We start from the raw sequence: 24,491 nt of genomic DNA, 5'->3' as shown, positions 1-24,491 counted from the left end.
AACAATCTCACTCACTTTAAAATACGTCTTTCTTGCGATTTTGGCTTTCATCTCCATTTTTCCATTTGTTTGGATGATCCTAGGGATGACCAATCAAACCTTTGATATCGTTGCCGGGAAAATCATGATTGGGGATCAGTTGGTCATCAACTTCCAAAATCTTTTTTCTTCCGATTTGAATTTTACTCGGGCATTAGGAAACTCAGCGGTGATTGCCGTGATTACGACCTTCTTTGCACTGTTGTTCTCCTCCATGGCAGGGTATGGCTTTGAGATCTATCGGACGAAAACCAAAGACCGTATCTTTAATATTCTATTGCTGTCGATGATGGTACCTTTTGCCGCTCTAATGATCCCGTTATATCGGATGTTCAGCAAGCTTAGCGGCACACCAATCGGGATCAATACCTTCGCTGTCGTGATTTTGCCCTCGGTCTGTACCGCCTTTTTGATTTTCTTTTTCCGCCAAAACATCAAGGCATTCCCTAGAGAATTAGTCGAAGCTGCTCGGATCGATGGCTTGAATGAACTGAGTATTTTCTTTAGAGTCTACATGCCGACGGCTAAAAATACTTATGCAGCTGCCGCGATCATTACGTTTATGGGCAGCTGGAACAATTATTTGTGGCCATTAGTTGCCTTGCAATCACCAGACAAACGGACCGTTCCACTGGTTCTTTCGGCTATGGGTGCTTCTTATACACCTGATTATGGCATGATGATGTGCGGCATTGTGATCGCCACACTGCCAACGGCCATCATTTTCTTCGTTTTACAAAAACAATTTGTCCAAGGTATGCTGGGATCCGTGAAATAAACGGAGTATCAGCGAACAATTATAAAGTAGAGGGTACGATATGATTCTTTTTGACAAACAATTAAACGTCTTTCATTTAAGCAACGATCAAATCAGCTATCTCATACAAATAGAAGAAGGGGGCAATGTGGCACACCTTTATTTTGGAAAAAAAATCGCTCATTATTCTGGCGGCTATCGTTATCCACGTCTTGATCGGTCCTTTTCGCCCAATCCCCCAGACAGCAGCGACCGGCTTTTCTCATTAGACACCTTGATGATGGAATTTCCTGGCAACGGCTTCGGAGATTTTCGAGAAGCAGCTTATAGGATTCGCCAGTCTAACGGTAGCCGAGTCAGCCATTTTGTCTTTAGTGATTACCAGATTCAACAAGGCAAACCCGCCCTAGCAGGATTGCCTCAGACACATGGTGCCGACGACGGGATCGAAACACTGATTCTGTCCTTAAAAGATGATGTGGCGGGACTCGAACTGCAGCTGTTTTACACGATTTTTGAGGATGCGGCAGTGATCGTCCGCTCTAGTAAAGTGATCAACCACGGAAACCAGCCTGTTACCATCGAACAGCTAGCGAGTCAAGCGCTGGATTTTCCTAACCGGCCCTTTGATTTGATCCACTTGCCGGGGGCGTGGGCGAAGGAACGCCAAGTCACCCGAGAACCAATCAATCGCGGCATCAAGCGTTTGGACAGCAAGCGGGGGTCCAGCAGCCATCAGCAAAATCCTTTTGCCGTCTTGCTGGAACCTAATGCTACGGAGTTTGCTGGGGAGTGTTTTGGTTTTAGCTTGCTGTATAGTGGCAACCATGAAACCATCATCGAAAAAGATCCTTACCACCAGACTCGTGTAATCCTGGGGATCAACAGCCATCAATTTGCCTGGCAATTGCCGCCAACTGAAAGCTTTCAAGCCCCAGAAGCCGTGATCGCTTATAGTGAGGCTGGCTTGAATCAGCTGTCAGCCACCTATCATGATTTTTATGACGAGCATTTGATTCGGGGCAAATACAAAAAGCAAGAACGGCCGATCCTAATCAATAACTGGGAAGCAACGTACTTTGATTTCAATGAAGAAAAGCTAGATGCCCTCGTTGATGAAGCCAAGGAGCTGGGAATCGAATTGTTTGTTTTGGATGACGGCTGGTTTGGTCAGCGAGAAGATGACCAAACCTCATTAGGCGATTGGTTTGAAAACGAAGGCAAGCTAGCTTCTGGCTTGGCAGGATTTGCCCAAAAAGTCCATGACAAAGGGCTGCAATTCGGGCTTTGGCTGGAACCAGAAATGGTTTCGGGTGACAGTGAGCTAAACCGACAACACCCTGATTGGCTGTTACAAGTACCAAATCGCAAGCCGGCGCTAAGCCGCAGTCAGTATGTGTTGGACTTTTCTCGACAAGATGTCAGAGACCATCTCTATCAGCAGTTAACCCAACTGTTTGATACGGTCGCCATCGACTATATCAAATGGGACATGAACCGCAGTCTGTCGGATGTCTATTCCTTGCTCCTCGATCCTGCCCAGCAAGGGGAGGTCGCGCATCGCTATCTGCTGGGCTTGTATGAGTTCCTCGAGAAACTGACCACTGCCTATCCAACGATCCTGTTTGAAGGCTGTTCTGGTGGCGGTGGGCGCTTTGATGCTGGCTTTTTGTATTATATGCCGCAGATTTGGACCAGCGACAACACCGACGCCATCGCCCGCCTGAAGATCCAATACGGAACCAGTCTGGTCTATCCGCCATCCACCATGGGGGCGCATGTCTCGGCGATCCCGAACCATCAGACCCAACGGGCAACGGATCTAGCGATTCGCGGCAATTCTGCGATGTCCGGCTTGCTTGGCTATGAGCTTGATTTGACACAGCTGACAGCAGAAGAAAAAGCGCAGATCAAAGAACAAATCACTTTTTATAAAAAACATCGGCGCCTGCTGCAGTTGGGCCGCTTTGTTCGTCTACTCAGCCCTTATGAAGGCAATGACGCCGCCTGGCTGTATGTTTCTCCAGATAAAAAAGAGGCGATCGTCTTTTACTTCCGAGTCTTAGCTGAAGCCTCTGCACCACTGGTTACTTTAAAGCTGACTGGTCTTGATCCTGACCTCATCTATCAAAGTGGGGGAGAGAGCTTCGGTGGCGATGAATTGATGCAGCTCGGGTTGTATATCGATCCTCATTTAGCCGGGGATTATGCCACGCAGCGGTTTCATTTTGTTGCAAAAGCGCCTCACGAATAAAAAAAGCGTCCTGTCAAAGTAGCAAGTTTTGACGGGGCGCTTTATTGTGTTAACGCAAGCTTTTAATTAATGATCGGCAACTGAGAGGTTATTTTAGAACAAATGATTTATTTTTTTCTCGAGAAGTCGTATGATGAAGGAGGAGGCAGGCAGTTTGCTTCTGACAATCAGTAAGAGGAGGGTGTTCAACATGGACGAACAGCCACTAGCAAATGAAACAGAAGAAGGGTTGATCGCTGCAGGATATCGGAAGTATCGTGGCGAAGCGATCGATATTTATTACAACAAAGAGATCTGCACCCACAGCGGTAATTGTGTGCGGGGCAATCCCGCCATTTTTGAAGTTGGACGACGTCCCTGGGTGATTCCTGATAATGGGGAAGCAGCCCAAGCGGCACAAGTGATCCACACTTGCCCCAGCGGTGCATTAAAGTATGTGTTAAAGGAGGAACAATCATGGAAATCTTAGAAGAAAATGCTCGATTTGTGTTAAAAGACGGTGACAAAGAAATCGGTGAAATGACCTGGTCGGAAGCGGGCGAAACGCGTATGATCATTGATCATACCTTTGTCGATCCTGCCTATCGGGGGCAAGGATTGGCAGAAAAATTAGTGGCAAAAGGGGTGGAAAAAGCCCGCAAAGAACAAAAGAAAATCATTCCTTTGTGTCCCTTTGCCAAAAAAGAATTTGAACGCAAACCAGAATATGCCGATGTTTGGAACCAATAAATCAACCAAAACAACCCCCGCCAACTCAAGAGTCTTTCTTTGAGCTGGTGGGGGTTGTTGTATGGATGATCAATGTTGGAATTGAGCATGGTACAGGCGATAGTAATAGCCTTGTTCTGCCAGTAATTCTTCATGGGTTCCTTGCTCCACGATTTGACCGGCATCCATTACAAGGATCTTGTCTGCTGCTCGAATCGTTGATAACCGATGGGCGATCACAAAGCTGGTTTTGCCTTCCATCATTTTCAAGAAAGCATCTTGAATTTTTTTCTCAGTCAGAGTATCAACCGAACTGGTTGCTTCATCCAAAATCAGCATGGGTGGGTTGCTGATCATCGTGCGGGCGATCGTCAAGAGCTGCCGTTGCCCGTCAGAGATCTTGATCCCTTGATGACCGATCGGTGTATCTAGTGTTTCTGGTAAGCGCATCACATACTCATACATATAGGCATGCTTTAAGGCATCGTAGATTTCTTCATCTGTGGCAGTGTCATTGCCGTATTGCAGGTTTTCTCGTAAAGAGGCATCAAAGAGCCACGTATCCTGCAAGACCATTCCGAAGCTTTGCCGTAATTCTTCTCGTTTCAACTGACGAATATCAGTGCCATCGATCTTGATTGCCCCTTTATCGACATCATAGAAACGCATCAATAAATTGACCAACGTCGATTTACCGGCACCGGTTTTTCCGACGATTGCGGCGGTTTCTCCAGGTTTTGCGGTAAAAGTGAAATCTTCAATCAATTTTTGACCAGGATCATAAGCAAAAGACACCTCCTCAAAGGCAATCTCACCTTTGATCTCACCCAGTGATTGAGATTCTTGGTCATCGGCTGTTTCTGGCTCTTGATCCAACAGCTCAAAGGTTCTTGAAAGTCCAGCCAACGCCGTTTGGATCTGGGTGGTAATTCCCGACAATTCAATGAATGGTTTCGAAAACTGACTGGAGTAGATCGTAAAGCTGGAGATCACCCCAACCGTGACGGCACCCGAACCAGAAAAGTAAAGCAGACCGCCGACAAAGCCGACTGACAGATACGCCAAGTGATCGACGAATCGTGAAAGGGGATTGGTCAAAGAAGAAGAAAACTGTGCCTTTTGCCCCCGGACATTCAATTCTTGGTTGATCGTTTCAAAGCGATTTTGGTTGATGGTTTCTCGATCAAAGGCTTTGACGATTTTTTGATTGCCGATCATTTCCGTAACAAAGCCAGAAATTTCGCCGACGATTTCTTGTTGGCGAGCAAAATGCGATTGAGACGTTCGTGCCACGATCCAGTTGACCAAAAAGATGATCGGGGTCGAAACCAATACGACCAACGTTAAGGGCACACTCATTTGCAACATGACAACTAAGGCGATCAAGACGACCGAAATACCAGAGAACAACTGGTTAAAGACTGCAGCGACGGCAATGGAAATATTATCCATGTCGTTGGTAAAACGACTGACGATGTTGCCGTGGGAGTTTTGGTCATAATAGCGCAACGGCAATGTATTGAGATGGGCAAAACCTTTCTTTCGTAAGTCGGCGACGGATAAATACGCCACGCGGTTGCCTAGTCGCTGGATCAACCATTGACTGACCACAGTCACTAAAACCACTCCGGCAAACAAAAGCAAAATACGATAGAGGGAGCTGAATTGCACTTGATCGGCGCCTATCAGCTGATCGACGGCTTGACCGATCTGATACGTCATATAAACCGAGGAGACACCAGCAGCGATCCCGAGGACAACTGCTGCCCAAGTTTCCTTCGCGTAGGCAGTCAAATAAGGGAGGTAGCGACGAAAGGCCGACCAATCGAATGATTTCTTTTTCATGCTTCTTCCTCCTCTGCCTGTGATGCCACGATTTCTTGGTATTCTTTTGAAGATGCCAACAGCTCTTCATGGGTACCTTTGCCTACCAAATTCCCTTGGTCTAAGACTAAGATCTGCTGCGCATCTTGAATGGAGCGAACCCGTTGAGAGATAATGATGACCGTACCACGAATGCTTTCTTTTAAAGCCATCCGCAAATCAAGATCGGTTTGATAGTCAAGGGCGCTTAGAGAATCATCCAAAATCAAGATATCTGGTTTAGCGATCAATGCTCGGGCAATTGTTAACCGTTGTTTTTGTCCCCCAGAAAAGTTCTTGCCACCTTCAAAAATCGGGGTATCCAGTTGCTGCGGCAAGGCTTCAACGAAGTCACGGCTTTGAGCGATCTCTAAAGCGCGCCAGCACTCTTCATCGGTGGCATCTTTTTTGCCCCATTGCAAGTTTTCTCGAATCGTTCCCGTAAACAGCACGGCGGTTTGAGGCACCATGGCGATTTTTTGGCGTAATTGCTGTAAAGGCCATTTCCGCACATCGTGCCCGTCAACGATCACTTTGCCATCTGCTACATCATAGAAGCGGGGAATCAATTGGGTCAAGGCAGATTTCCCACTACCGGTTGGTCCAGTGATACCTAAAATAGACCCCGGTGCGACTTGGAAATCAATGTTTTTCAAAGCTAACCCGTATTCTTTTGAAAAGCGGAAATCCACATGTTCAAAGCGAATCGCTCCGACGTTGTTTTTTGGCTGATCCATAAAGACTTCTGAAAGTTCATCGCCGATCGACGGCTCAGTGGCTAACACTTCGTTGATCCGTGAACCTGATGCTGCTGCACGGGTAAAGATGATCACTAAGTTGGAAACTACGATCAACGCTAAGAGCATTTGATTCATGTAATTGACCAGTGCCAGCACTTGTCCTTGCTGCAAATTGCCAATATTGACTTTGAATCCACCGATATAAAACAACGCGATAATGCCGACATTCATGATCAAGGTGGTGGCAGGCGTCAATAAAGCGGACAGATTTGTGACCCGTAAATAGACATCACTTAAATCATCAGTTGCTTTATCAAAGCGTTTTGTTTCCGTTTTTGTGCGGGCAAAGGCTCGAATCACCCGAATCCCGCTTAAATTTTGACTCACTAACTCATTCAACTCATCTAAATGGACTTGAACTTTCTTATATAATGGCACGGTTTTGGCGATGATCCAGAATAAGACGATACAAAAGAGCGGTAAGACGAGTAGGAAAATCAAGCCAGCTTGCCAATCAATGACAAAGGCCATAATCACGGAACCGATACTTAAGAAGGGCGCCCGGACCACCAGCCGAATCAGCATCGCCAAAGCAATCTGCATCTGATTGATGTCGTTGGTCATTCGAGTAATCAACGTATCAGTACCGAATAAGTTCAGTTCGCTATGGGAAAGGGTGTTGATTTTTTTCATCAAGCGATTGCGTAATTCTGTCCCGAATCCTTGAGAAGCGACGGAAGCATAATACTGACAGATGACGGCACAGATCATGCCTACCACGGACATCACGATCATCCAGATCGTCATTTCAACGACCTTCGACCAATTGTTTTGCCGTAGCCCCTCATCGACTAAAGCGGCCATCTGCAAAGGCAGGACCAATTCAAACACCGCTTCTAAAAATTTGAAAAACGGACCAAGAATAATCTGTTTGCGATAATCCTTGGCATAGCGTAACAAGCTTATCATAAAAAACCTCCTAAATTATTTCGGATGAGCAGGATATTCACTGGCTAAACAGGCAAAAACCAAACTATCGGTCCATTCCCCCTTGTTCCACCAGTCTTGGATAAAATGTGCTTCTTGGCGCAATCCAATGCGTTAGCAAAGCTTAGCTGAGGACTGATTGCGGGCGTCTAGCGTCGCTTGGACCCGATGGATCTTCTGACTGGCGAACAACCAGTCCAACAATTTTTTCAAGGCTTCTTGAGCAAACCCTTGTCCGCCAAATGACGGATGGAAGGCATAGCCAATTTCAACGGAAGACGGCTGACCAGTAGACCACACCGACAAATCGCCGATGACCGTTTGGTCGTGTAGTACTGCCAAAGAAAGACCTGCTTGGTCCGTCAAGGCGTGCTGTTGGCATTTTTTGGCAAAAGCCGCAGCTGCTGTTTCTGTCTGCCAAGGCTCATGGAGTAAGAAACGGCAGACTTCCGCTTGCTGATAAATAGCAAAGGTATCGGCAAAATCACTTTCTTGAAACGGACGGAGCAGTAAACGTTCACTTGCAATAAAACCCATAACAGCCTCCAATTCTTTAGGGACATCTTACCATAGAACGAAATAGCCGAAAACATCCCCTGAAAAATCTATTCATTTTCTTGCAAAAAAAATGTAAATCACTTGAAAAGTCTTTTTCTAGGAAAACGAACCTTGCCAGTTGCTGCCTATTTACCACGCCTGCCAGCGGGCAAGAAAGGTTTTTTGCCAATCGCCCAAGGGCAAAATCACTCGCTGCATTTGAAAACGGTAGGTTTCCCCTCTATAAGTAAAGCGAATCGGGACGAGCATCCCTACAACAGGATCTTTGTGCTGTTTTTTTAGCTCAGCAAGCGGCACGATTTTGTGCTGCAGGACTTTTGTCGAGAAAAGATTCAATGCCAAAATCGTCAATTGCTGATCATCTAAGACGAGCAGGCTACGGCTGGTGATGGCATTGAAGGACTGCCATTTTGCATAGCCGATTACAGCTCCTTCTGTCATATAGGGGGCTGCTAACGCTTGGAAGGTTTTTTTATTTAAAAGAAACATGGGTAGAAAACTCCTTATTAGTTAGAATCAGTTTCGGTGTAGGCAAGCACTCAGCAACCAATCTAGGAAAGAGGTCAGTCAGTTGCAAATGGCTGCAGCATCTGCCGAACTTTTTCAGTATACGCCTGTTTGAGGGCTAATGGTTCGATTTCTTTGATGGTTGGCCCAAATTGCAAGAGAAAATCAGCCAGAAAACTAAGCTCATTTCCGGCAATGTGTCCTTCTAAGCAAAGCTCACTAGGACGTTCCACCACTGCCATATCAGGATATTTTTCTTGCCACAAGCGTTCCTTTGCCGATAGATCAAAGCGGATGTGATAGCCCAGTGTTTGTGTCAACACTTGTTGCTGCAGCTGTTTTTCAGCTAACTGTTGCAAGGTATAGCCTGTTTTTTCAGCCGGAGCAAGTCCTTGCATTGCATCGCAGCGATAGCGACGAAAGGCCTGTTTTTGATAGTCGTAGGCCAAACAGTACCAGTAACCAGCACGAAAATCTAGCTGATAAGGCTGAACAGTCTTGCTCGTTTTTTGATACCGCTGATAGCTAAAGTGGATGACTTGTTCTTGTACGATCGCTGAAAAAAGCGCTGAGAGGATCGGTGCACTCGTCAATTGAGGCACCCCTTGAAACGAAACCGCCGTCTCCATTTTTTCTAGCCACTCGGTGTCTCCTTGGTAAAAAGACTGCAACAGTTTTCGCCGTAATCCTTGATAACTTCGATCAAAAGGAGAATCGGATAATTTTTGCAAGAGCTGTAAAGCAAAGAAAAGGGTATACCGTTCATTTTTGTCAAAGTACAACGGGGTCAGTTGATTTTTCAGAATCTGATAGCCGCCATATCGACCGACTTCTACTACGAGAGGCAAACCCAGCTCTTCCAACGACTGGACATCACGGACGGCTGTACGTTTTGAGATCGCGAAGGTTTCCATTAAATCGGCTAGATGAAAAGTGGCTTTTCCTTGTAAATACAATAGTTCTTGGGTTAAACGTTCTGATTTTTTCATTTCTTTCTCCAATGGTGCCAAGTTTTGGCAAGATTCACAGTTACACTTATGGTAACAAGAAAAGGAGGAACCAACAAATGATCGAACCAAAAATCGCTTTGTTTTTAACGTTAGACGGCAAAGCCCAAGAAGCCATTCAGTTTTATCAAGAAACACTAGACGCAACCCTCTTATTTGCCATCACCAACCAAGAGTATCGTGAGAGACTTGATCCAACACTGGAGATTCTTGCGGGACAAGAACAGTATCTTTCTCACTCCATCCTACAGATCGGAGATTTCCAGTTGCAGCTGGCAGACAATCCATTAGTTGAAGGAGAGGCGATTCAGCTAGGGAATCACTTATCCTTGAGTTTGACGATAGACGACACCAAAATAGCCCAGAAGCTTTATCAACGACTAATGGAAAATGGCAGTCAGATGATCCAAGCACCTAGTGACAATCCATTTGCGTTTTTTTATGCTAGTGTTCGGGATCCTTTTGGTGTAATTATTCAGCTTACTGTCGAGAAAGAAGTTGATCCGTCCAAAAAAGGCGAATGAGAAAAACTCGTTTTTTAATAAAATATCCATAGAAGTTGACTATTTATCCAACTTTCTTTCATTGTCAGAATTATTTTTTAGGAATGTTTAAAGGACTTCACAGAAAAAGAATAAAACTTCTTAAAAAAATAGGCGGATCGTAAAAATTCTGGTACAATCGGGGAGAGCAATTCAGGAGAAATGAAGGAGGCACTATGGATAGAAAGACGAGATATAAACAGCAAAGAGCCCACAAAGCACGCAATAAGCGCGTGATTATTGGAGGAATCTTTCTTTTCGCCATTGCAGGCATCGTATTATTTGCCGGCTATACGTATTATGCAGCAAAGAATTCAGTGGATAAAATGTTTAAAGAATCCGCTGTGATCAGTTCCAATAAGAGCAAAGAGGACAACTCATTGAAAGCTTCTGACGTGAATTCAAAGTTTGGGATCTTGTTAATGGGTGTTGATAATGACGCGGAACGTGAAAAGACAGAACATTTGGACAGTGCTCGTACCGACAGTTTGATTTACATGGTGTACGATGGCGAAAATAAGAAAATCGATATGGTCAGTCTCCCAAGAGACATTTGGACCAACATTTATGATGGAACAGGAACTGGGACAATTGCTACTACAGCCAAGATCAATAGTGCATTCACAATTGGCGAAGAAGACGCAACGATTGAAACAGTCCAAAACTACCTGCAATTGCCAATTGATTATTACGTAAACATCAACTTTACGAGTTTTGAGAAAATCATTGATGCGATTGGCGGAATCACTGTTGATGTGCCTTACGACATCAACAAGAAATATACTTCAGATAACACCGGGGAAACATTGATTCCAGAAGGTCGTCAATTGTTGAACGGTGAGCAAGCCTTGATTTTTGCCCGCATCCGGAAAATGGACACTGATGTGGACCGAGGGAACCGTCAGCAAGAAGTCATTGAAGCAGCGATCCATCAAGCTTTGAAAATCAATAATGTTACCAAGTACCAAGAAATTTTAGACTCAGTCAGTGAAGACGTCAATACAAACTTCAAGTTTGAAGACTTAGTATCTTTAGCTGGTAATATGTTGTCTGGGTTCGATATTCAAAAACATACCTTTGAATGGTATGATGGGGAATCTTATGATGGACAATCGATCGTATATATTCAAGATTATTCTTACAACGAAATTCGTAACGATATGCTGAAAGCCTTAGGTCAAGCACCAGCAGATTCACAAGTAGATGCCAATACAGAAACACAAACCGGTGTTGGAAACGAAACTGGAACCGAAACAGGTGCAGGAACTGGTGACGGATACGGCTCGGAAGTCGTTGATGACGGAACCGGCTACTAAACAAGAACAAAAAGTCAGGAGCAATCCTGACTTTTTTTAATACCCTCAGTCCGTCTAACAATCGATTGGAAACAGGGGCAGCCTCTCAAGTCACTTTCGTTTTCATCTAAGAAGCGCAGTGCTATGCTTGAGAAAAGAGACAGCTTGTTGCAGCGAGTCCGACATCGGAGGAGGAACCATGATGGAAAAACAACAAGAACAAAAAGCCCGAAGAATCGTCTTGTTGACCCATGTCTTAGGCTTGATCATGAAAGCCATTGGGTATTTCCTTAGCGGCAGTGCAGTCTTGATGAACGAAAGTATCCACAGTATGATCGATTGCATCAATCAAGGGCTTCTTGCCATCGGTGAAAACCGAGCACAGCGAGGGCGCAGTGAGCTGCATCAGTTTGGTGAAGGACGAGCGACCTATTTTTTTAGTACCGTGGTTGCCATGACGGTTTTTTTAGGCGGAGGCATCTTAGCCGTTGTCGAAGCTAGCCGTGATTTGCTGGATCCAACCCATGAGGTGGAGCAGATTCAGCTAGTAGCAGCAATCTTATTCGTCAGTTTGTTTATTGAAGTGACTGCGGTTCAAGAAGGCTGGCAAGAAGTCAAAGAACAAAACAAACAAAAACAACCCCTCGTCCGTTTTTTGAAAGAAAGTCGGGATTCTGATTTACTTTTAGGCTTTACGGAAAATCTGTTTGCCTTAGGGAGTGTAACGATCGCCATCGCAGGAATCTTATTGACCGCTTTGACGAACAATCCGATATTTGATTCCCTCGGAGGCATTTTAGGTGGACTGTTGTTGATTGCTGCCGCTGTCTTCTTAGCCAAAGAATTTTATAGCCTCTTGATTGGCGAAGGGGCATCCACTTCGGATTTAATGGCGATCAAACAAATTTTAGCCGATCCTGCAATCATTCAAATCAAAGATTTGCGAACCCTTCATCTAAGTCCAGAAGAACTTTTGATCGTCGCCGACCTTAGCTTGAAACTAGCGCCGGATGAAGAACCAAGTTCGTTTATCGATACTATTGAACAGCAGATCAAACAGGCTTTGCCTGAACTAAGGGTCTATTGTTATATCGAAAGCGAAGAAGTTGCTTCTTAAACTAGCAGACTGAAAAGCATTTCGCCGGTTGCTGATTTCTCACCATTTCGAGGAATTTTTTTTAGTATTGCCGACCTCGTGGATGGCTGCCGCAGTTCGATGATCTATTTTTGCTTCAAGCTTTGAGGATAACCAGAATCTAGATCGTCAAACAAAAGGGAGTCTTGTTTTTTCGTTTTTTATAGCAAAAAGAAAGAATTTTGTTTAAAAATTTGTTGTTTTTTGTTAAAATTAAGTAAGAATAGTGAGCGCTCATTTTTTGAGTTATTTTTATGGCATAGTTGTAACAATGTAAATCACAACATAGCTAACGCTCAGTTTCTCAAGAAAATGCCGTAACAAGTGCCTTTTTGCAATGCTGAAATGACCAAAAATCTACAGCAATAGTTGTATTACCCATTTGGTCACGTCTGTTTTTTTTCACCACTTGTGAAGCAAAATCCTTTGCGAACATCTTCATCCATGATAGGTTAGAAGTAGGCCGGATGGTTTTTTCACAAAGTACGTACATAGAAAGATCACTTGCGACGATTAAAAGATGCGATTTCATTGCTCGCAAAACGATCGATGCTCATCACACATACCTTTTCCCTCAGCCAGTCAACCTGCGCTTGCTTTTCTTATTGGTTATCTTCCCTTCATTCAGCAATTGCCTGGACCGATTCAAATCAAAAAAATGACTGTGCAAGGTATCTGTACCGATTTATCCCTTCAGAAACGTGAAAACCCTCGGCAAGAAGTTTACAATTAAAAGGAGGAATTTGATGGAAAAATTTTACCAGCAAAAGACTGAAGAGACCTTGAAACATTTTGAAAGTGACCGCAAGCAAGGCCTAAGCGGGAAAGAAGCCGACAAACGCTTAGAAAAATACGGAGAAAACACGATCCAGCAACAAGAATCCCTTTCTGTATGGGAATTGCTGTGGCATAACTTGAACAACTTGATTGTTTATCTCTTGCTAGCAGCTGCGTTACTCTCTTTTGCGATGGGGGAAACGGTTGAAGGAATTGCAGTATTGATTGCCGTGGTGATTGCTGTAATGACAGGCTTCATTACAGAATTACGAGCACAAAAATCAATTGATTCACTTCAAAGCATGATTTACACTACCGCAAAAGTGATTCGTGATGGAGAAGTAATGGAGATTGAGTCGGCAAAAATCGTACCAGGCGATATTCTCGTTTTGGAAGAAGGGGATGCTATTGCCGCAGATGCCCGCTTACTTGAAACGAGCAACTTTGCCTGCATCGAATCAGCGTTGACCGGTGAGTCAGAAGCTGTGGAAAAAGATGCTCGAGAAACCTACGAAGAAGATGTTCCATTAGGCGATCGTCGCAATGTCGTTTTCGCAGGAACTGCGGCAACTCGGGGAAATGCCTATGCCGTAGTGACAGAAACCGGCATGAAGACCGAGGTCGGAAAAATCAGTGACATGCTGACCGGTGACAAAAAACGTCAAACACCATTAGATATCGAATTGGATAAGCTTGGAAAAGCAATCATTATTGCAGCGCTCTTTGCGGCAGTGGCAGTTCTGATCGCTGGGGTACTGACGAATCAGCCATTTGTCGAAATGATCCATATTTCGATTATTTTAGCGGTCGCAGCCATTCCTGAAGCCATGCCAGCCGTTTCGACGATCACATTGTCTCGTGGGATGCGAACGATGGCCGAGCACAAAGCCCTTGTCAAATCGTTATCAGCCGTCGAGACTCTTGGCGCCACCAGTATCATTGCCAGTGACAAAACGGGGACGCTGACAGAAAACCAAATGACGGTCGCCGAGATCATTTTAGGTTCTGGGGAAATGTTCAAAGTGACAGGAAATGGGTATGAACCCAACGGAAAATTCTACAAGGCAGACTCGGAGGATGAAACCGAGATCGATGCAACCAATCATGATGCGCTGCAAGGGATGATCGAAAACGGTGCTTTATGTACCACCGCCACTTTACGTGAAAACGACGGGCAATACGAGATCCTCGGTGATCCAACAGATGGGGCGTTCGTCGTTTTAGGTCAAAAAATCGGCATCGATCGCCAAAAAGAGCAGGACAGCGGGCTGAAGAAAATCGCAGAAATGCCCTTTGATTCCGACAACAAATACATGGTGACCGTGTATGAAGGAAAGCAACGGACATTGATCATCAAAGGGGCACCAGATGTCTTGATTGATTTAGCCGATGCTGATGCCAAAGAAAAGGAACAGCTCCATGAATACAATGACACGTTAGCCAGTCATGGGCAGCGGGTGATCGCTGTCGGTTGCATCAAGGATTATCAAGGTGGAACGGACGAAGCAGAGCTGAAAGCAGCATTGCGGCAAATTAAGATCCAAGGCTTTGCGGGCATCGTCGATCCGCCACGAACAGATGTCAAAGAAGCAGTGAAGGTCGCCCAAGAAGCGGGGATCCGAGTGAAAATGATCACTGGAGACCATCCGAAGACAGCCTCCATGATCGCCAAAGAAATTGGCTTAAAAGACCATGAAAAAACTATGACGGGTCGTGAGATCGATGAATTGGCAGGACAGGAAGGCTTTAACGAAAAAATCGAAGAAGTCGCTGTCTTTGCGCGAGTCTCACCAAAAAATAAATTACAGCTTGTGGAAGCCTTGCGTGAAGAAGGCGATATCGTTTCTATGACTGGCGATGGCGTTAACGATGCGCCGGCACTCAACGGCGCTGACATCGGGATCGCCATGGGGATCCGCGGCACAGAAGTAGCCAAAGAATCTTCCGATATGATTTTGACGGATGACCGTTTTGGAACGATCGTCGATGCCATCAAAGAAGGACGCATCATTTTTGACAACATCAAAAAATACGTCTCCTTCCTGTTCTCATGTAATATGGTTGAGATCGTGACGATCTTTTTAAGTGTCATCTTCTTGATGCCAATGCCAATTCAACCGCTGCATATCCTTTTCTTGAATCTAGTTATCGATATTGCTCCAGCCATGGCATTAGCCTTTGAACCAGCTGAAGACGACATTATGAAGCGTCAGCCACGGTCGAAAGCTGATGGCCTCGTCAACAAGCGCTTCCTAGGACGCATCATTTTAAGTGGTGTTGTAATTGGTTTGGTGGCGTTTTGCTTCTTCAACTTCCTGATGCTGACGGATCACGAGTTGCTTTATGCACAAACAGCGACCTTTACCTTTATGGCAGTGGCGCAATTGATGCATATTTTCAACGTTCGTAAGAGCAGCGGCTTTGGTTTAGACAAAACCCTCTTGAAAAACAAACCACTGATGGGAGCATTGCTCCTTTCCGTCGGCTTGCAGCTTTCAGCGGTCTATGTACCGTTTATGAATGAGCTATTAGACACGATGCCAATTCAAGCCGGCACGTGGGGGATCATCTTCGCTGCTGCAGCGATCTCCACATTGATCGTCATGGGCTTGAAGAAACTCTTCCAATTAAAATAAAATAAATTCTCCAGTATTGACTCAATACTGGAGTAACGAAGACCCGCAGCCTCATGGTGCACCTTCATCAAAGGATTTCTGATTCGATCCTTGATGAAGTTCGCCTAACTGCGGGTCTTTTTTTGCTTACTCTTTACAAGCAAAAGAAAATGATTTATACTTGACTAGTCAACAGTTGACTAGTCAACGATGAAAGGAGCGGTTGATGCAATGAATTTACGTGAGCTAAGCGGACTGCTGTATCGGATGAAAATCGTGAACCAAGAATTAACGGCGATCTTTGAAAAAGAGACCGGCTTTAGTCTGACCCGTTATCAGTTGCTGCAGTTTTTGAATGAGCAAGGACGCTGTACCCAAAATCAAGTACAGAATGAATTGAAGATCGATAGTGCAGCGGTCACGCGGCATTTGAAGATTCTCGAAGAAAAACAATTGGTGACACGCGAACGAAACAAAGACAATAACCGCGAGATTTTTGTTTCTTTGACACCGAAAGCACAAGCCGATTTGGCTAGTTGTGCTTCAAAGCATGCCAGCTCTGAGGAGTCGTTAGGCATCAATTTGACCGAAGAAGAAGAAGCCCAGCTTCTAACATTACTTATGAAATTAGTTCCATGAAAGAAGGCAAACCCATGACAGAATACAGCAACAACAATTTTTCAGAGATTACTTTTGGCCGAAAATCGGTCCGTGTCTATGATGAAACCTACAAAATCCCCCATGAAGAAATGTTGACTATGATTCAAGAGTCAACGACAGCACCTTCCTCAGTCAATATGCAGCCTTGGCGTTTTGTCGTTGTGGAAAGCGATGAGCAAAAAGCAAAATTGAAACCATTGATTCGTTTCAACGTCCGACAAAATGATACCTCTTCTGCAATGGTCTTGATTTTTGGCGATATGCTTTGTCATGAACTTGGAGAAGAAATTTATAACAAAGCAGTAGCAGAAGGCAAAATGCCAGCGGAGGTTCGTGACCAACAATTAGCAGCGATCATTCCTCATTACGAAAATCTTACAAAAGAACAAATGAATGATGTGGTGAAGATCGACGCTAGTTTAGCAGCGATGCAATTTATGTTAGTTGCGCGGGCGCATGGCTATGAAACCAACCCAATCGGTGGCTTTGAAGCGGATCAATTAGCAGAAGCTTTTGGCTTAGACAAAGAGCGTTATGTTCCTGTCATGATCCTTTCAGTCGGAAAAGCCAAAGAATTAGGCTATGAATCCGTTCGGTTGGACGCAGAACAAATTACGACATTCCTATAAGAGGAGGAAAAACGATGGAAATCATCAATGCAACGTTTTACATCAAAGAAGAAAAGCGAGCAGATTTTTTAGCCGCTGTTACCCCATTATTAGCATCGGCGAGAACTGAGGATGGCTGCCACGGCTATCATCTCTATGAATCATTGGAAGAGAACAATCGGTTTGTCATGGTCGAAAAATGGGCGAATCAAGAAGCGATCACCGCCCACAATCAAAACCCGCTGCTGCAGCAATTATTCCAACAAATGCCTGACTTTGCAGCCAAACCGAGCGAGATCGTTGTCGCTCATCAAGGAGAATAAAGATGACGATTTTATCGACGGTTTTGATTGTACTGGTTGCCTTAGAGTTTTTCTATATTCTCTATTTAGAAACATTTGCCACTACGTCCAAAGCAACAGCGCGGGTCTTCAACGTGACGAAGACAGAACTTGAGCGACCGATCGTGGGGACCTTATTCAAAAATCAAGGGGTTTACAACGGACTAATCGGTTTGGGGTTACTGTATAGCATCACCTTTGCTTCAGCGCCTTTGGAAATCAGTCGTTTGCTGTTGATCTACATTATCTTAGTGGCTGCATATGGCAGTCTGACTAGCGACAAGAAAATTATTTTGACCCAAGGCGGTCTAGCGATCCTTGCCTTGCTGTCCACCTTTTTTTAACCAATAATACAAGAAACCCCGAATATAGAAAGCTATTCTATAGAATAGAAGCTTTCTATGTTCGGGGTTCTTTTAATGTTGGGGCAAAGAGTACTCAGAACGTGAAAAAAATGATAGGATAAGAGAAGGGACTAACGATTTTCTGGACGTAAACTGGTTGCCGCAAATAAGGCTTTTACTAGAATTGGGGTTAAGACCGCAGCTGTGATCACCTCAGAGATTCCATTTGTTACAGCGATTCCGCCGAGGGTCACGAACAAAGCCGAAGCATCGACACCATAGGTATTAGCAACTAAGCTAGTATACAAGGTTCCCATTAAGGTTAAGACCAGAACCGTATTGGTGATGGTCCCAAAGATTGCTGCAACAATCGACGCAGCGACGACTTTTTTGGTCTTCTTGTAAATGATCGTAAATAAGAGACCAGCCACTAAGCCAACCAACACACGGGGAATCACCGAGATGATTGGATTGGTGAAAACCGCAATGTCTAAGGGCGTTGTTGGAGAGGTAAAGGCGCGGATCATGGTAAAAATACCCCAGACTAAGCCAATGAACATCCCGTCTTTTGTCCCTAAAACGATGGCAGCGACGATCACCGTGATATGGATGATCGTTAAACTAGTGATACCGATCGGAATAAATCCAAGGAAAGGTACCATCGTCTGTAAAATAATAATAGCTGTCAAAATGGCACGAATGACAAGGCGATAGGTTTTGCTTTTTGTATTCATTGTAAAAACTCCTTTTTTTATAATGACACTCGTGTCATTTTTAAGTTAGGTTGATTATACAACAAAATGACACTCGTGTCATTCATAATGTGATGAAAGGAGCCAAAAAAATGGCGAAGAAGCAGCAGAGCGAATTGACTACAGCTGAAAAGAAAAAACAACAAAAGCGTGATTTGATTCTTGAAAGTGCCAAAGTCGTCTTTAGTAAGAAAGGCTTGATCGATGCGACCATGAAGGACATTATCGAAGAGTGCGGCATTAGTCGCGGTGGCATTTATTTGTACTTTCGTTCGGTGGATGAGATTTTTTTGGCAGTGTTAGAGCAGCGTTCCAAACGAAAATTTGATGATGTACGAGAGATGATTATGGAGCAAGTGCCCTTTGAAACAATTTTAAACAAATATTTTTCCGACCATCGCAAGCGTCTACTCCACAGCATTTCTGACGGTATGCTGCGAGCCGTCTACGAGTATTACTATACGCATAAAACTGAAGCCTCCAGTTCACTGCAGCAAGCACAACTTTCTGATACGAAACGGACGATCCATGAGATCTTTCAAGTCGGCGTTCAGCAAGGTGTGTTAAAAGATGAAAACTTGGCAGTGATTGCCGAAAACTATATGTTCGTGATCGAAGGATTGGGGATTTTGGCTCTGACCGGTCACATCACAGAACAGACCATTGACGACCAAATCGCCGTGATGCGGCAATTACTGCCATATCGCAACTAGCACAGACAAAAAAACGCGCTCTTTTCTAGAAAACACTAGGAAAGAGCTTTTTCTTATGAATAAGATTTTGTAAATCAAGCATATTTTGCAAAAAATTAATGTAATAAAAGTGAAATCTAAAACATGATTTATTTTTCTTAAGAAAAAGAAGATTTTCTATGAAGTTTTCTTGAAGAGTTGATAGATAGGGATTGACTCAACTTTAACGACTTTTTTTACTGGGGAACAATCAATAAAAAAACATCTGATATTTGTGTAACTAAAATGTAAATCGCTTACGGATTGGGTTTATAGATGAACTATGTTAAAATGAAAATGGTCAAATAAATGAAAAAAAAGTTTTTAAATTGAATTTGGAGGATCAGATGAAGAAGAAAATCTTTGCAACAGTATGTATGTGTGGCATTGTCTTGTCATCGTTCGGCGGCCCTATGACCGTTTTTGCAACGAATCATGACCAATTGATTGAACAAAAAAATAACGAGATTGATCAGTTGAGACAGCAGCGCCAGAGCGTACAAGGGGAAATTGACGGATTGTCTGAGGAAATTGATTCACTGAATCAAGAAGCAGCGACCATTTTAGCGCAGCAAAGTGATTTGTTGCAAGCGATCGAAGGATTGGATCAGGAAATCAGTCAGTTAGAAGAGCGCATTGCCAAACGCTCAGAAAACATTGAAAAGCAAGCCAGAGAAACACAAATCAATGGCAAAGGTGATCATTTTTTAACAGCGGTATTAGAAGCGGAGTCTGTCAGTGACCTAGTCGGTCGGGTGCATGCCATGACGACGATCATCCGAGCGAATAATGAAGTGATCGAACAGCAAAAAGCTGACCAAAAAGCCGTTGAAGAAAAGTGCGCAGAATCACAAGAAAAAGTCGCAGAATTGCAAGCAGCACAGAGTCATCTAGAAGCGCAAAAAGGTGTCTTGGAAGCCACTCAAGCAGAATTGAATGTGCTAGTCAGTAACCTAGCCTACGAAGAAGCAACAAAAGAAGAAGAAAAAGAACAGCTGCGTGCGGAAAAAGAAGCTTATGAAGCGGAGCAAGCAAGAATTCGTGAAGAAGCAGATCGCGTTGCTGCTTTACAAGCCCAAGCGGAACAAGCGGCGCAACAGCAAGCAGAACAAGCGGCTGCGGAAGAAGCAGCCTTGAATGAAGCAGCTGCTCAGGCGGATTCAACGGAACTTGAAATAGGAGCAGAAAGCCAGGAACCAGTGGAAGATCCAGAAGCACCAGTAGAAACACAACCAGAGGAAACGCAAGGATCTGAGTCGGTTGAAACACCAGAGGCTCCAGAGGAAACACCAGTAGATACACCAGAAATTCAAGAACCAGAAACACCAACAACACCTGCAGCACCGGAGACGCCAGCGGATAGTGCACCTGTAACTCCTGCACCGACGCCAGTGACACCAGCGCCTGCGCCGACACCAGCGCCTTCCGCACCAGCTTCAACAAATGGTGCCGCGATCGTTGCCGAAGCCTATAAACATATCGGAAAACCATATGTTTGGGGTGCCAAAGGACCTGACAGCTTTGACTGTTCTGGATTTACTCGCTATGTCTTTTTACAAGTAACAGGTAGAGATATTGGCGGTTGGACGGTACCACAAGAAACAGCCGGTACAGTGATTCCAGTCAGCCAAGCGCAACCAGGAGATCTTTTATTCTGGGGTTCATCAGGAAGTACGTATCACGTAGCCATTGCATTAGGCGGTGGTCAATATATTCACGCACCACGACCAGGACAAAACGTTTCTGTTGGTAGCACTGCTTACTTTACACCTAGTTTTGCAGTGAGAATGTAAGGTTTAACTGGATGTGGTTTTAAGGAGAGACAAATGGAAGAAAGAAAATTGATTCGCAGACGAGCGATGAAACAAAAAAGAGGAGTGTTTTACCGCAAAAGTGCAGCCACAACGGCTGCACTTGTTAGCACGGTGAATATTTTGCCAGTGAGTGTCTTAGCTGATACGCTTGAGTCAACAGAAGCGCAAAATGGCGTTCGGGTCGTTGAAACAGCTGACTCATCGCAAGATCACTCAACACAAGATACCTCAACACAAGATTCAGTGATCGTTGTAGAAGACAACGCAACGAATGATGAATCGGGAACACAAGACAATTCCGATTCCTCAAATGTTGACGTTGTGGGAGTGCCAGAAAGCGAAGATATACCTGAAAGGGTACCGGCAGATGACACGGCTTCCGAACAAGAAGAGACAGAAATAGGGAGCGACATCCCGGTTCTTTCAGAAGAAGAGCGGATTGCCATTGAAACGAAAGTGATGCCGAACTACAACAATCCAATGGCACGTTCTACCAATCAACAAGCCTTTATTCAGCAAGTAGGGCCGATGGCACAAGAAGTGGCGGGAGCAAATGATCTGTATGCTTCGGTCATGATTGCCCAAGCAATCTTAGAGTCCGGTTGGGGCCAGTCCACACTGACCACTCTTGCGAATAATATGTTTGGCATCAAGGGATCTTACAATGGACAATTTGTAGAGATGCAAACGATGGAAGATGACGGGAATGGCAATCTTTATCCGATTATTGCTAAGTTTCGTAAATATCCCTCGCTAAAAGAATCCTTTCAAGACAATGCCCACGTTTTGAAAACCACCTCATTTTCGCCAGGTGTTTTCTTCTATCATGGGGCATGGAAGTCTAATACCAGTTCTTATCGTGATGCGACACAGTGGCTGCAAGGACGTTATGCAACCGACACGTCTTATGCAAGTAAGCTGAATAACTTGATCGAAACCTACAATTTGACCCAATACGATACCTCAAGCGGTGGCGGTTCGAATAATAACAACAATAATAACAATTCTGAACAAGCCATCAATAAGCAATTCAGGACAAATGCAGCGCTAAATATCCGTTCAGACGCTTCCACCAGTGCCTCGATCGTTGGTTCACTGGCTGCCAATGCGACGTTCCAAGCAGTTGCCCAAAAAAGCGGAACCAGTGTCAACGGTAATACGACCTGGTATCGGATTCAAGGTCGTGGATGGGTAAGTGCCGCTCATGTGACAGAGATCTCATCAAATACGGGTGGGAATGGTAATAACAATAATGGGAATAACAACAATACCGAACAAAGTATCAATAAAGAATTTCGAACAACGGCGGCTTTAAATATCCGTTCAGATGCATCAACTAGCGCCTCAGTTGTCGGCTCGTTGGCGAATAATACGACCTTTCGAGCTGTCGCTCAAAAGACCGGAACCAGTGTGAATGGCAACAATGTCTGGTATCGGATCCAAGGCCGTGGGTGGGTAAGTGCCGCCTATGTCAGCGAAGTAAGCTCAGGAAGTAACAATACCGAGCAAAGCATCAATAAAGAGTTTCGAACAACGGCGACCTTAAACATCCGTTCAGACGCTTCTACTAGTGCCAACATTGTCGGTTCGTTATCAAGCAACGCTTCTTTTCGAGCCGTTGCCCAAAAGACCGGGACGAGTGTCAACGGCAACAATATCTGGTATCGAATTGAAGGTCGTGGGTGGGTAAGTGCCGCCTATGTTCGAGAGAATAGCACCTCTTCGAGTAGCACCACTCATACGGTGCGTTCGGGAGATACCTTGTGGGGAATCTCGCAACGGTACGGTGTAACAGTGAATCAGTTGATGCAGTGGAACAATCTTTCTGGTTCATTGATTGTGGTAGGGCAGCGACTAGTAGTAAGTAGATAAAAAAGAAAAACATCTGTAATCATTTTTGCGATTGGACGCAAAAGTGGTTTACAGATGTTTTTTACTTATTCTTCTTTGAAACTATTCATGATCGCTGTCAGTTCCTCTTTTGAGGAGTCATACAAACTTTCCAATGTCCAACCATATAACTGCACATAATTATTTTCTGTTTCAAGGACATAATAAATATAGTGGATATTTAGTCCTTCAACGGTTGCTGGGAAATCAACGAAATAGGCTTTGGTGTCAGGAATTGGTAAAAAGGTGGCAGTCGTATCAAAGCTCGTTGCCAAATTTTCTTGAACCAACCCGAGATAAGTTTCTAAATCGGCGAAATCTTGCTTTGATTCGACAACAGCAGCTAAGTACTTCGTTTCTAATGCATCTGACAACATAAAATCATTGTCAGGATTCAATGAAGTGAAATCTGGTACTTCTTGCCAATTGCTAGGTAACGCAATCTTGTAGTTTGTGCCACTGACCCCTGTGATGGTTTGTTCAGAACTCGGTAAAGCAGATTCGCTAGATGAGGCCGTTGATTCTTGATTCATTTCTGTGGAAGATGTCATGGCGATACTTGAAGTGCTTGCACTTTGCGAACTTTCTCCCGCCGAGTTTTCTTTTTTTTGTGTACATCCTGCAAAAAGAAGTGTAAACCCCAACAAACTTAAAACAACACTTTTTTTCATTATTCTCACTTTTCCCTTCGTATGTGCTTTCAAATAACCAACATTATTTAGTTAATCGTATAATAGGAAAGAAAATAACGCAATAAAATATTCTCAGTTATTGCATGAATAAGGTGAAATTTATTTTTCTTGATGATGAAAATAATAAAACAAAGTCAAAAATAAAAGATTATAAAGGCTTGTTTTCACTTTTTTCCTAGATGGATGCAAAAGTTGATTATAAATATGAGAGTAGTTTTGATATGCTTAGTATAAGAAAGGAAGCATAAAAAAAATGGTGAAGTTGAAAATTGCATGGAATGCATCTAAAAATTGATCGTATTCTTTTTCTTTATTGATGCAAAATATATGCTTTATGGTTCTTATCATAAAAACTACTTTATATGGGGAATTTCAAGCGAAAGCAAAATAAGATTTCCCCGAGAAATCAACGAACAGCGCAGAACGACAGTCATCTCTATTTGGGAAAATTGGTTCAATAATATACTTAGGGGGAATGAAATTGCTATATCCATCAGTTAATGAATACTTAAAAAAAATGCGTGAAGGTCTATCGCCAGCTGATATTCGAGAGGATATGCCAGTTGTTTATTCTTATTGGTTAGAACAAGAAGCAGAACTGAAAAAAATTTTAAAGAATCGAGAAACAACTTTTTGGACAGATATCCAAAGAGTACTTTTGATTGATGCAAAATTGGTCTTGTTGCGTAGTTATATCAATGATTACGATTTCCATGGATTTTCAGAGGAGGAAATCATTGCCAATGTAGAACAAGATCACTTTACTTTCAACAAAGAATTATGTGGGTATAGTTTAAAGGAACAAGTCCATCCATCCATTATTTTTGGGAATCAATAAAAGCATAGGAAACAATAAAATGAGCTGTTCACTGAGA

21 protein-coding genes and 2 pseudogenes are annotated in these 24,491 nt (G+C 43.9%); 16 read left to right on the top strand and 7 right to left on the bottom strand.

Annotation, left to right across the window (positions count from 1 at the left end; all coding sequences use genetic code 11):
* Window position 1 precedes the first annotated feature (1 nt).
* The 4 genes and pseudogenes from IGI78_RS10720 to IGI78_RS10705 form a co-directional block, all read left to right on the top strand.
* Window positions 2-817, top strand: a pseudogene (locus tag IGI78_RS10720) (carbohydrate ABC transporter permease); the annotation flags it as partial.
* A gap of 40 nt (window positions 818-857) precedes the next feature.
* Window positions 858-3,050 (top strand): alpha-galactosidase, encoded by a 2,193-nt coding sequence (locus IGI78_RS10715; RefSeq protein WP_195264854.1) that lies wholly within the window; start codon window positions 858-860, stop codon window positions 3,048-3,050.
* A gap of 190 nt (window positions 3,051-3,240) precedes the next feature.
* On the top strand, window positions 3,241-3,519 hold the full coding sequence (locus tag IGI78_RS10710) for a (4Fe-4S)-binding protein (protein ID WP_008378829.1): 279 nt from the start codon (window positions 3,241-3,243) through the stop codon (window positions 3,517-3,519).
* A complete protein-coding gene (locus tag IGI78_RS10705; RefSeq protein ID WP_140965038.1) occupies window positions 3,507-3,779 on the top strand; it encodes a GNAT family N-acetyltransferase in 273 nt (90 codons plus the stop codon). The genes IGI78_RS10710 and IGI78_RS10705 overlap by 13 nt, the downstream gene beginning before the upstream one ends.
* A gap of 69 nt (window positions 3,780-3,848) precedes the next feature.
* Here the strand turns inward: IGI78_RS10705 and IGI78_RS10700 are convergent, their stop codons facing one another.
* The 5 genes and pseudogenes from IGI78_RS10700 to IGI78_RS10680 all read right to left on the bottom strand — a co-directional run bounded on the left by IGI78_RS10700 (window position 3,849) and on the right by IGI78_RS10680 (window position 9,402).
* Window positions 3,849-5,603: an ABC transporter ATP-binding protein gene (locus IGI78_RS10700; protein ID WP_430618001.1), complete on the bottom strand. Its 1,755-nt coding sequence runs from the start codon at window positions 5,601-5,603 to the stop codon at window positions 3,849-3,851.
* Entirely contained in the window at window positions 5,600-7,330 is a 1,731-nt protein-coding gene (locus IGI78_RS10695; RefSeq protein WP_077452695.1) for an ABC transporter ATP-binding protein, read from the bottom strand. Before IGI78_RS10695 ends, IGI78_RS10700 begins: the two co-directional genes overlap by 4 nt.
* A gap of 15 nt (window positions 7,331-7,345) precedes the next feature.
* Window positions 7,346-7,885 (bottom strand): annotated as a pseudogene (locus IGI78_RS10690) (GNAT family N-acetyltransferase).
* 150 nt (window positions 7,886-8,035) lie between these two features.
* The gene (locus tag IGI78_RS10685; RefSeq protein ID WP_195264858.1) at window positions 8,036-8,395 is read right to left on the bottom strand and encodes a hypothetical protein; all 360 of its coding nucleotides are present in this window, start codon (window positions 8,393-8,395) and stop codon (window positions 8,036-8,038) included.
* Between the two features lie 74 nt (window positions 8,396-8,469).
* A complete protein-coding gene (locus IGI78_RS10680) occupies window positions 8,470-9,402 on the bottom strand; it encodes a helix-turn-helix transcriptional regulator (protein WP_195264860.1) in 933 nt (310 codons plus the stop codon).
* Between the two features lie 77 nt (window positions 9,403-9,479).
* Between IGI78_RS10680 and IGI78_RS10675 the strand changes: the two genes are divergently transcribed.
* From IGI78_RS10675 to IGI78_RS10640, 8 genes are all read left to right on the top strand, one after another.
* Window positions 9,480-9,944, top strand: a complete 465-nt coding sequence (locus tag IGI78_RS10675) for a VOC family protein (RefSeq protein ID WP_077452691.1) — start codon at window positions 9,480-9,482, stop codon at window positions 9,942-9,944.
* 194 nt (window positions 9,945-10,138) lie between these two features.
* Window positions 10,139-11,278 carry an LCP family protein gene (locus IGI78_RS10670; RefSeq protein WP_081117015.1) on the top strand — a complete coding sequence of 380 codons (1,140 nt, stop codon included), beginning with the start codon at window positions 10,139-10,141 and terminating at the stop codon, window positions 11,276-11,278.
* A gap of 178 nt (window positions 11,279-11,456) precedes the next feature.
* Entirely contained in the window at window positions 11,457-12,374 is a 918-nt protein-coding gene (locus tag IGI78_RS10665; RefSeq protein WP_096741399.1) for a cation diffusion facilitator family transporter, read from the top strand.
* Window positions 12,375-13,138: 764 nt separating this feature from the next.
* The gene (locus IGI78_RS10660; protein WP_430618000.1) at window positions 13,139-15,805 is read left to right on the top strand and encodes a cation-translocating P-type ATPase; all 2,667 of its coding nucleotides are present in this window, start codon (window positions 13,139-13,141) and stop codon (window positions 15,803-15,805) included.
* A 210-nt stretch (window positions 15,806-16,015) separates the two neighbouring features.
* Complete coding sequence (locus IGI78_RS10655) at window positions 16,016-16,423, top strand: MarR family winged helix-turn-helix transcriptional regulator (protein ID WP_140965033.1); 408 nt, start codon at window positions 16,016-16,018, stop codon at window positions 16,421-16,423.
* A 14-nt stretch (window positions 16,424-16,437) separates the two neighbouring features.
* Complete coding sequence (locus IGI78_RS10650) at window positions 16,438-17,073, top strand: nitroreductase family protein (RefSeq protein WP_008378805.1); 636 nt, start codon at window positions 16,438-16,440, stop codon at window positions 17,071-17,073.
* Window positions 17,074-17,087: 14 nt separating this feature from the next.
* Window positions 17,088-17,375 carry a putative quinol monooxygenase gene (locus IGI78_RS10645; protein WP_081117011.1) on the top strand — a complete coding sequence of 96 codons (288 nt, stop codon included), beginning with the start codon at window positions 17,088-17,090 and terminating at the stop codon, window positions 17,373-17,375.
* A gap of 2 nt (window positions 17,376-17,377) precedes the next feature.
* The gene (locus tag IGI78_RS10640; protein WP_195264865.1) at window positions 17,378-17,737 is read left to right on the top strand and encodes a DUF1304 domain-containing protein; all 360 of its coding nucleotides are present in this window, start codon (window positions 17,378-17,380) and stop codon (window positions 17,735-17,737) included.
* Between the two features lie 131 nt (window positions 17,738-17,868).
* On the opposite strand, the gene IGI78_RS10635 is transcribed toward IGI78_RS10640, so the two are convergent.
* On the bottom strand, window positions 17,869-18,471 hold the full coding sequence (locus IGI78_RS10635; protein ID WP_081117009.1) for an ECF transporter S component: 603 nt from the start codon (window positions 18,469-18,471) through the stop codon (window positions 17,869-17,871).
* 110 nt (window positions 18,472-18,581) lie between these two features.
* On the opposite strand from IGI78_RS10635, the gene IGI78_RS10630 reads away from it, so the two are divergent.
* From IGI78_RS10630 to IGI78_RS10620, 3 genes are all read left to right on the top strand, one after another.
* Window positions 18,582-19,202 (top strand): TetR/AcrR family transcriptional regulator, encoded by a 621-nt coding sequence (locus tag IGI78_RS10630; protein WP_077454607.1) that lies wholly within the window; start codon window positions 18,582-18,584, stop codon window positions 19,200-19,202.
* Between the two features lie 365 nt (window positions 19,203-19,567).
* Window positions 19,568-21,013 carry an NlpC/P60 family protein gene (locus IGI78_RS10625; RefSeq protein ID WP_430617999.1) on the top strand — a complete coding sequence of 482 codons (1,446 nt, stop codon included), beginning with the start codon at window positions 19,568-19,570 and terminating at the stop codon, window positions 21,011-21,013.
* A 33-nt stretch (window positions 21,014-21,046) separates the two neighbouring features.
* Window positions 21,047-22,906 (top strand): glucosaminidase domain-containing protein, encoded by a 1,860-nt coding sequence (locus IGI78_RS10620; protein WP_195264869.1) that lies wholly within the window; start codon window positions 21,047-21,049, stop codon window positions 22,904-22,906.
* Between the two features lie 65 nt (window positions 22,907-22,971).
* Here IGI78_RS10620 and IGI78_RS10615 read toward each other — a convergent pair whose 3' ends face one another.
* The gene (locus IGI78_RS10615; RefSeq protein ID WP_430617998.1) at window positions 22,972-23,457 is read right to left on the bottom strand and encodes a hypothetical protein; all 486 of its coding nucleotides are present in this window, start codon (window positions 23,455-23,457) and stop codon (window positions 22,972-22,974) included.
* 634 nt (window positions 23,458-24,091) lie between these two features.
* On the opposite strand from IGI78_RS10615, the gene IGI78_RS10610 reads away from it, so the two are divergent.
* A complete protein-coding gene (locus tag IGI78_RS10610) occupies window positions 24,092-24,454 on the top strand; it encodes a DUF7006 family protein (protein WP_223272947.1) in 363 nt (120 codons plus the stop codon).
* The last annotated feature ends 37 nt before the right edge of the window (window positions 24,455-24,491 follow it).

The organism is Enterococcus sp. DIV1767 (assembly GCF_050542585.1).
Lineage (GTDB): Bacteria > Bacillota > Bacilli > Lactobacillales > Enterococcaceae > Enterococcus_D > Enterococcus_D innesii.
This window is presented reverse-complemented; position numbering and strand designations above follow the sequence as displayed.

Coding starts and splice junctions, on each gene's coding strand:
- IGI78_RS10715 (WP_195264854.1), top strand. CDS start 858: ATGATTCTTTTTGACAAACAATTAAACGTCTTTCATTTAAGCAACGAT.
- IGI78_RS10710 (WP_008378829.1), top strand. CDS start 3,241: ATGGACGAACAGCCACTAGCAAATGAAACAGAAGAAGGGTTGATCGCT.
- IGI78_RS10705 (WP_140965038.1), top strand. CDS start 3,507: ATGGAAATCTTAGAAGAAAATGCTCGATTTGTGTTAAAAGACGGTGAC.
- IGI78_RS10700 (WP_430618001.1), bottom strand. CDS start 5,603: ATGAAAAAGAAATCATTCGATTGGTCGGCCTTTCGTCGCTACCTCCCT.
- IGI78_RS10695 (WP_077452695.1), bottom strand. CDS start 7,330: ATGATAAGCTTGTTACGCTATGCCAAGGATTATCGCAAACAGATTATT.
- IGI78_RS10685 (WP_195264858.1), bottom strand. CDS start 8,395: ATGTTTCTTTTAAATAAAAAAACCTTCCAAGCGTTAGCAGCCCCCTAT.
- IGI78_RS10680 (WP_195264860.1), bottom strand. CDS start 9,402: ATGAAAAAATCAGAACGTTTAACCCAAGAACTATTGTATTTACAAGGA.
- IGI78_RS10675 (WP_077452691.1), top strand. CDS start 9,480: ATGATCGAACCAAAAATCGCTTTGTTTTTAACGTTAGACGGCAAAGCC.
- IGI78_RS10670 (WP_081117015.1), top strand. CDS start 10,139: ATGGATAGAAAGACGAGATATAAACAGCAAAGAGCCCACAAAGCACGC.
- IGI78_RS10665 (WP_096741399.1), top strand. CDS start 11,457: ATGATGGAAAAACAACAAGAACAAAAAGCCCGAAGAATCGTCTTGTTG.
- IGI78_RS10660 (WP_430618000.1), top strand. CDS start 13,139: ATGGAAAAATTTTACCAGCAAAAGACTGAAGAGACCTTGAAACATTTT.
- IGI78_RS10655 (WP_140965033.1), top strand. CDS start 16,016: ATGAATTTACGTGAGCTAAGCGGACTGCTGTATCGGATGAAAATCGTG.
- IGI78_RS10650 (WP_008378805.1), top strand. CDS start 16,438: ATGACAGAATACAGCAACAACAATTTTTCAGAGATTACTTTTGGCCGA.
- IGI78_RS10645 (WP_081117011.1), top strand. CDS start 17,088: ATGGAAATCATCAATGCAACGTTTTACATCAAAGAAGAAAAGCGAGCA.
- IGI78_RS10640 (WP_195264865.1), top strand. CDS start 17,378: ATGACGATTTTATCGACGGTTTTGATTGTACTGGTTGCCTTAGAGTTT.
- IGI78_RS10635 (WP_081117009.1), bottom strand. CDS start 18,471: ATGAATACAAAAAGCAAAACCTATCGCCTTGTCATTCGTGCCATTTTG.
- IGI78_RS10630 (WP_077454607.1), top strand. CDS start 18,582: ATGGCGAAGAAGCAGCAGAGCGAATTGACTACAGCTGAAAAGAAAAAA.
- IGI78_RS10625 (WP_430617999.1), top strand. CDS start 19,568: ATGAAGAAGAAAATCTTTGCAACAGTATGTATGTGTGGCATTGTCTTG.
- IGI78_RS10620 (WP_195264869.1), top strand. CDS start 21,047: ATGGAAGAAAGAAAATTGATTCGCAGACGAGCGATGAAACAAAAAAGA.
- IGI78_RS10615 (WP_430617998.1), bottom strand. CDS start 23,457: ATGAATCAAGAATCAACGGCCTCATCTAGCGAATCTGCTTTACCGAGT.
- IGI78_RS10610 (WP_223272947.1), top strand. CDS start 24,092: ATGAAATTGCTATATCCATCAGTTAATGAATACTTAAAAAAAATGCGT.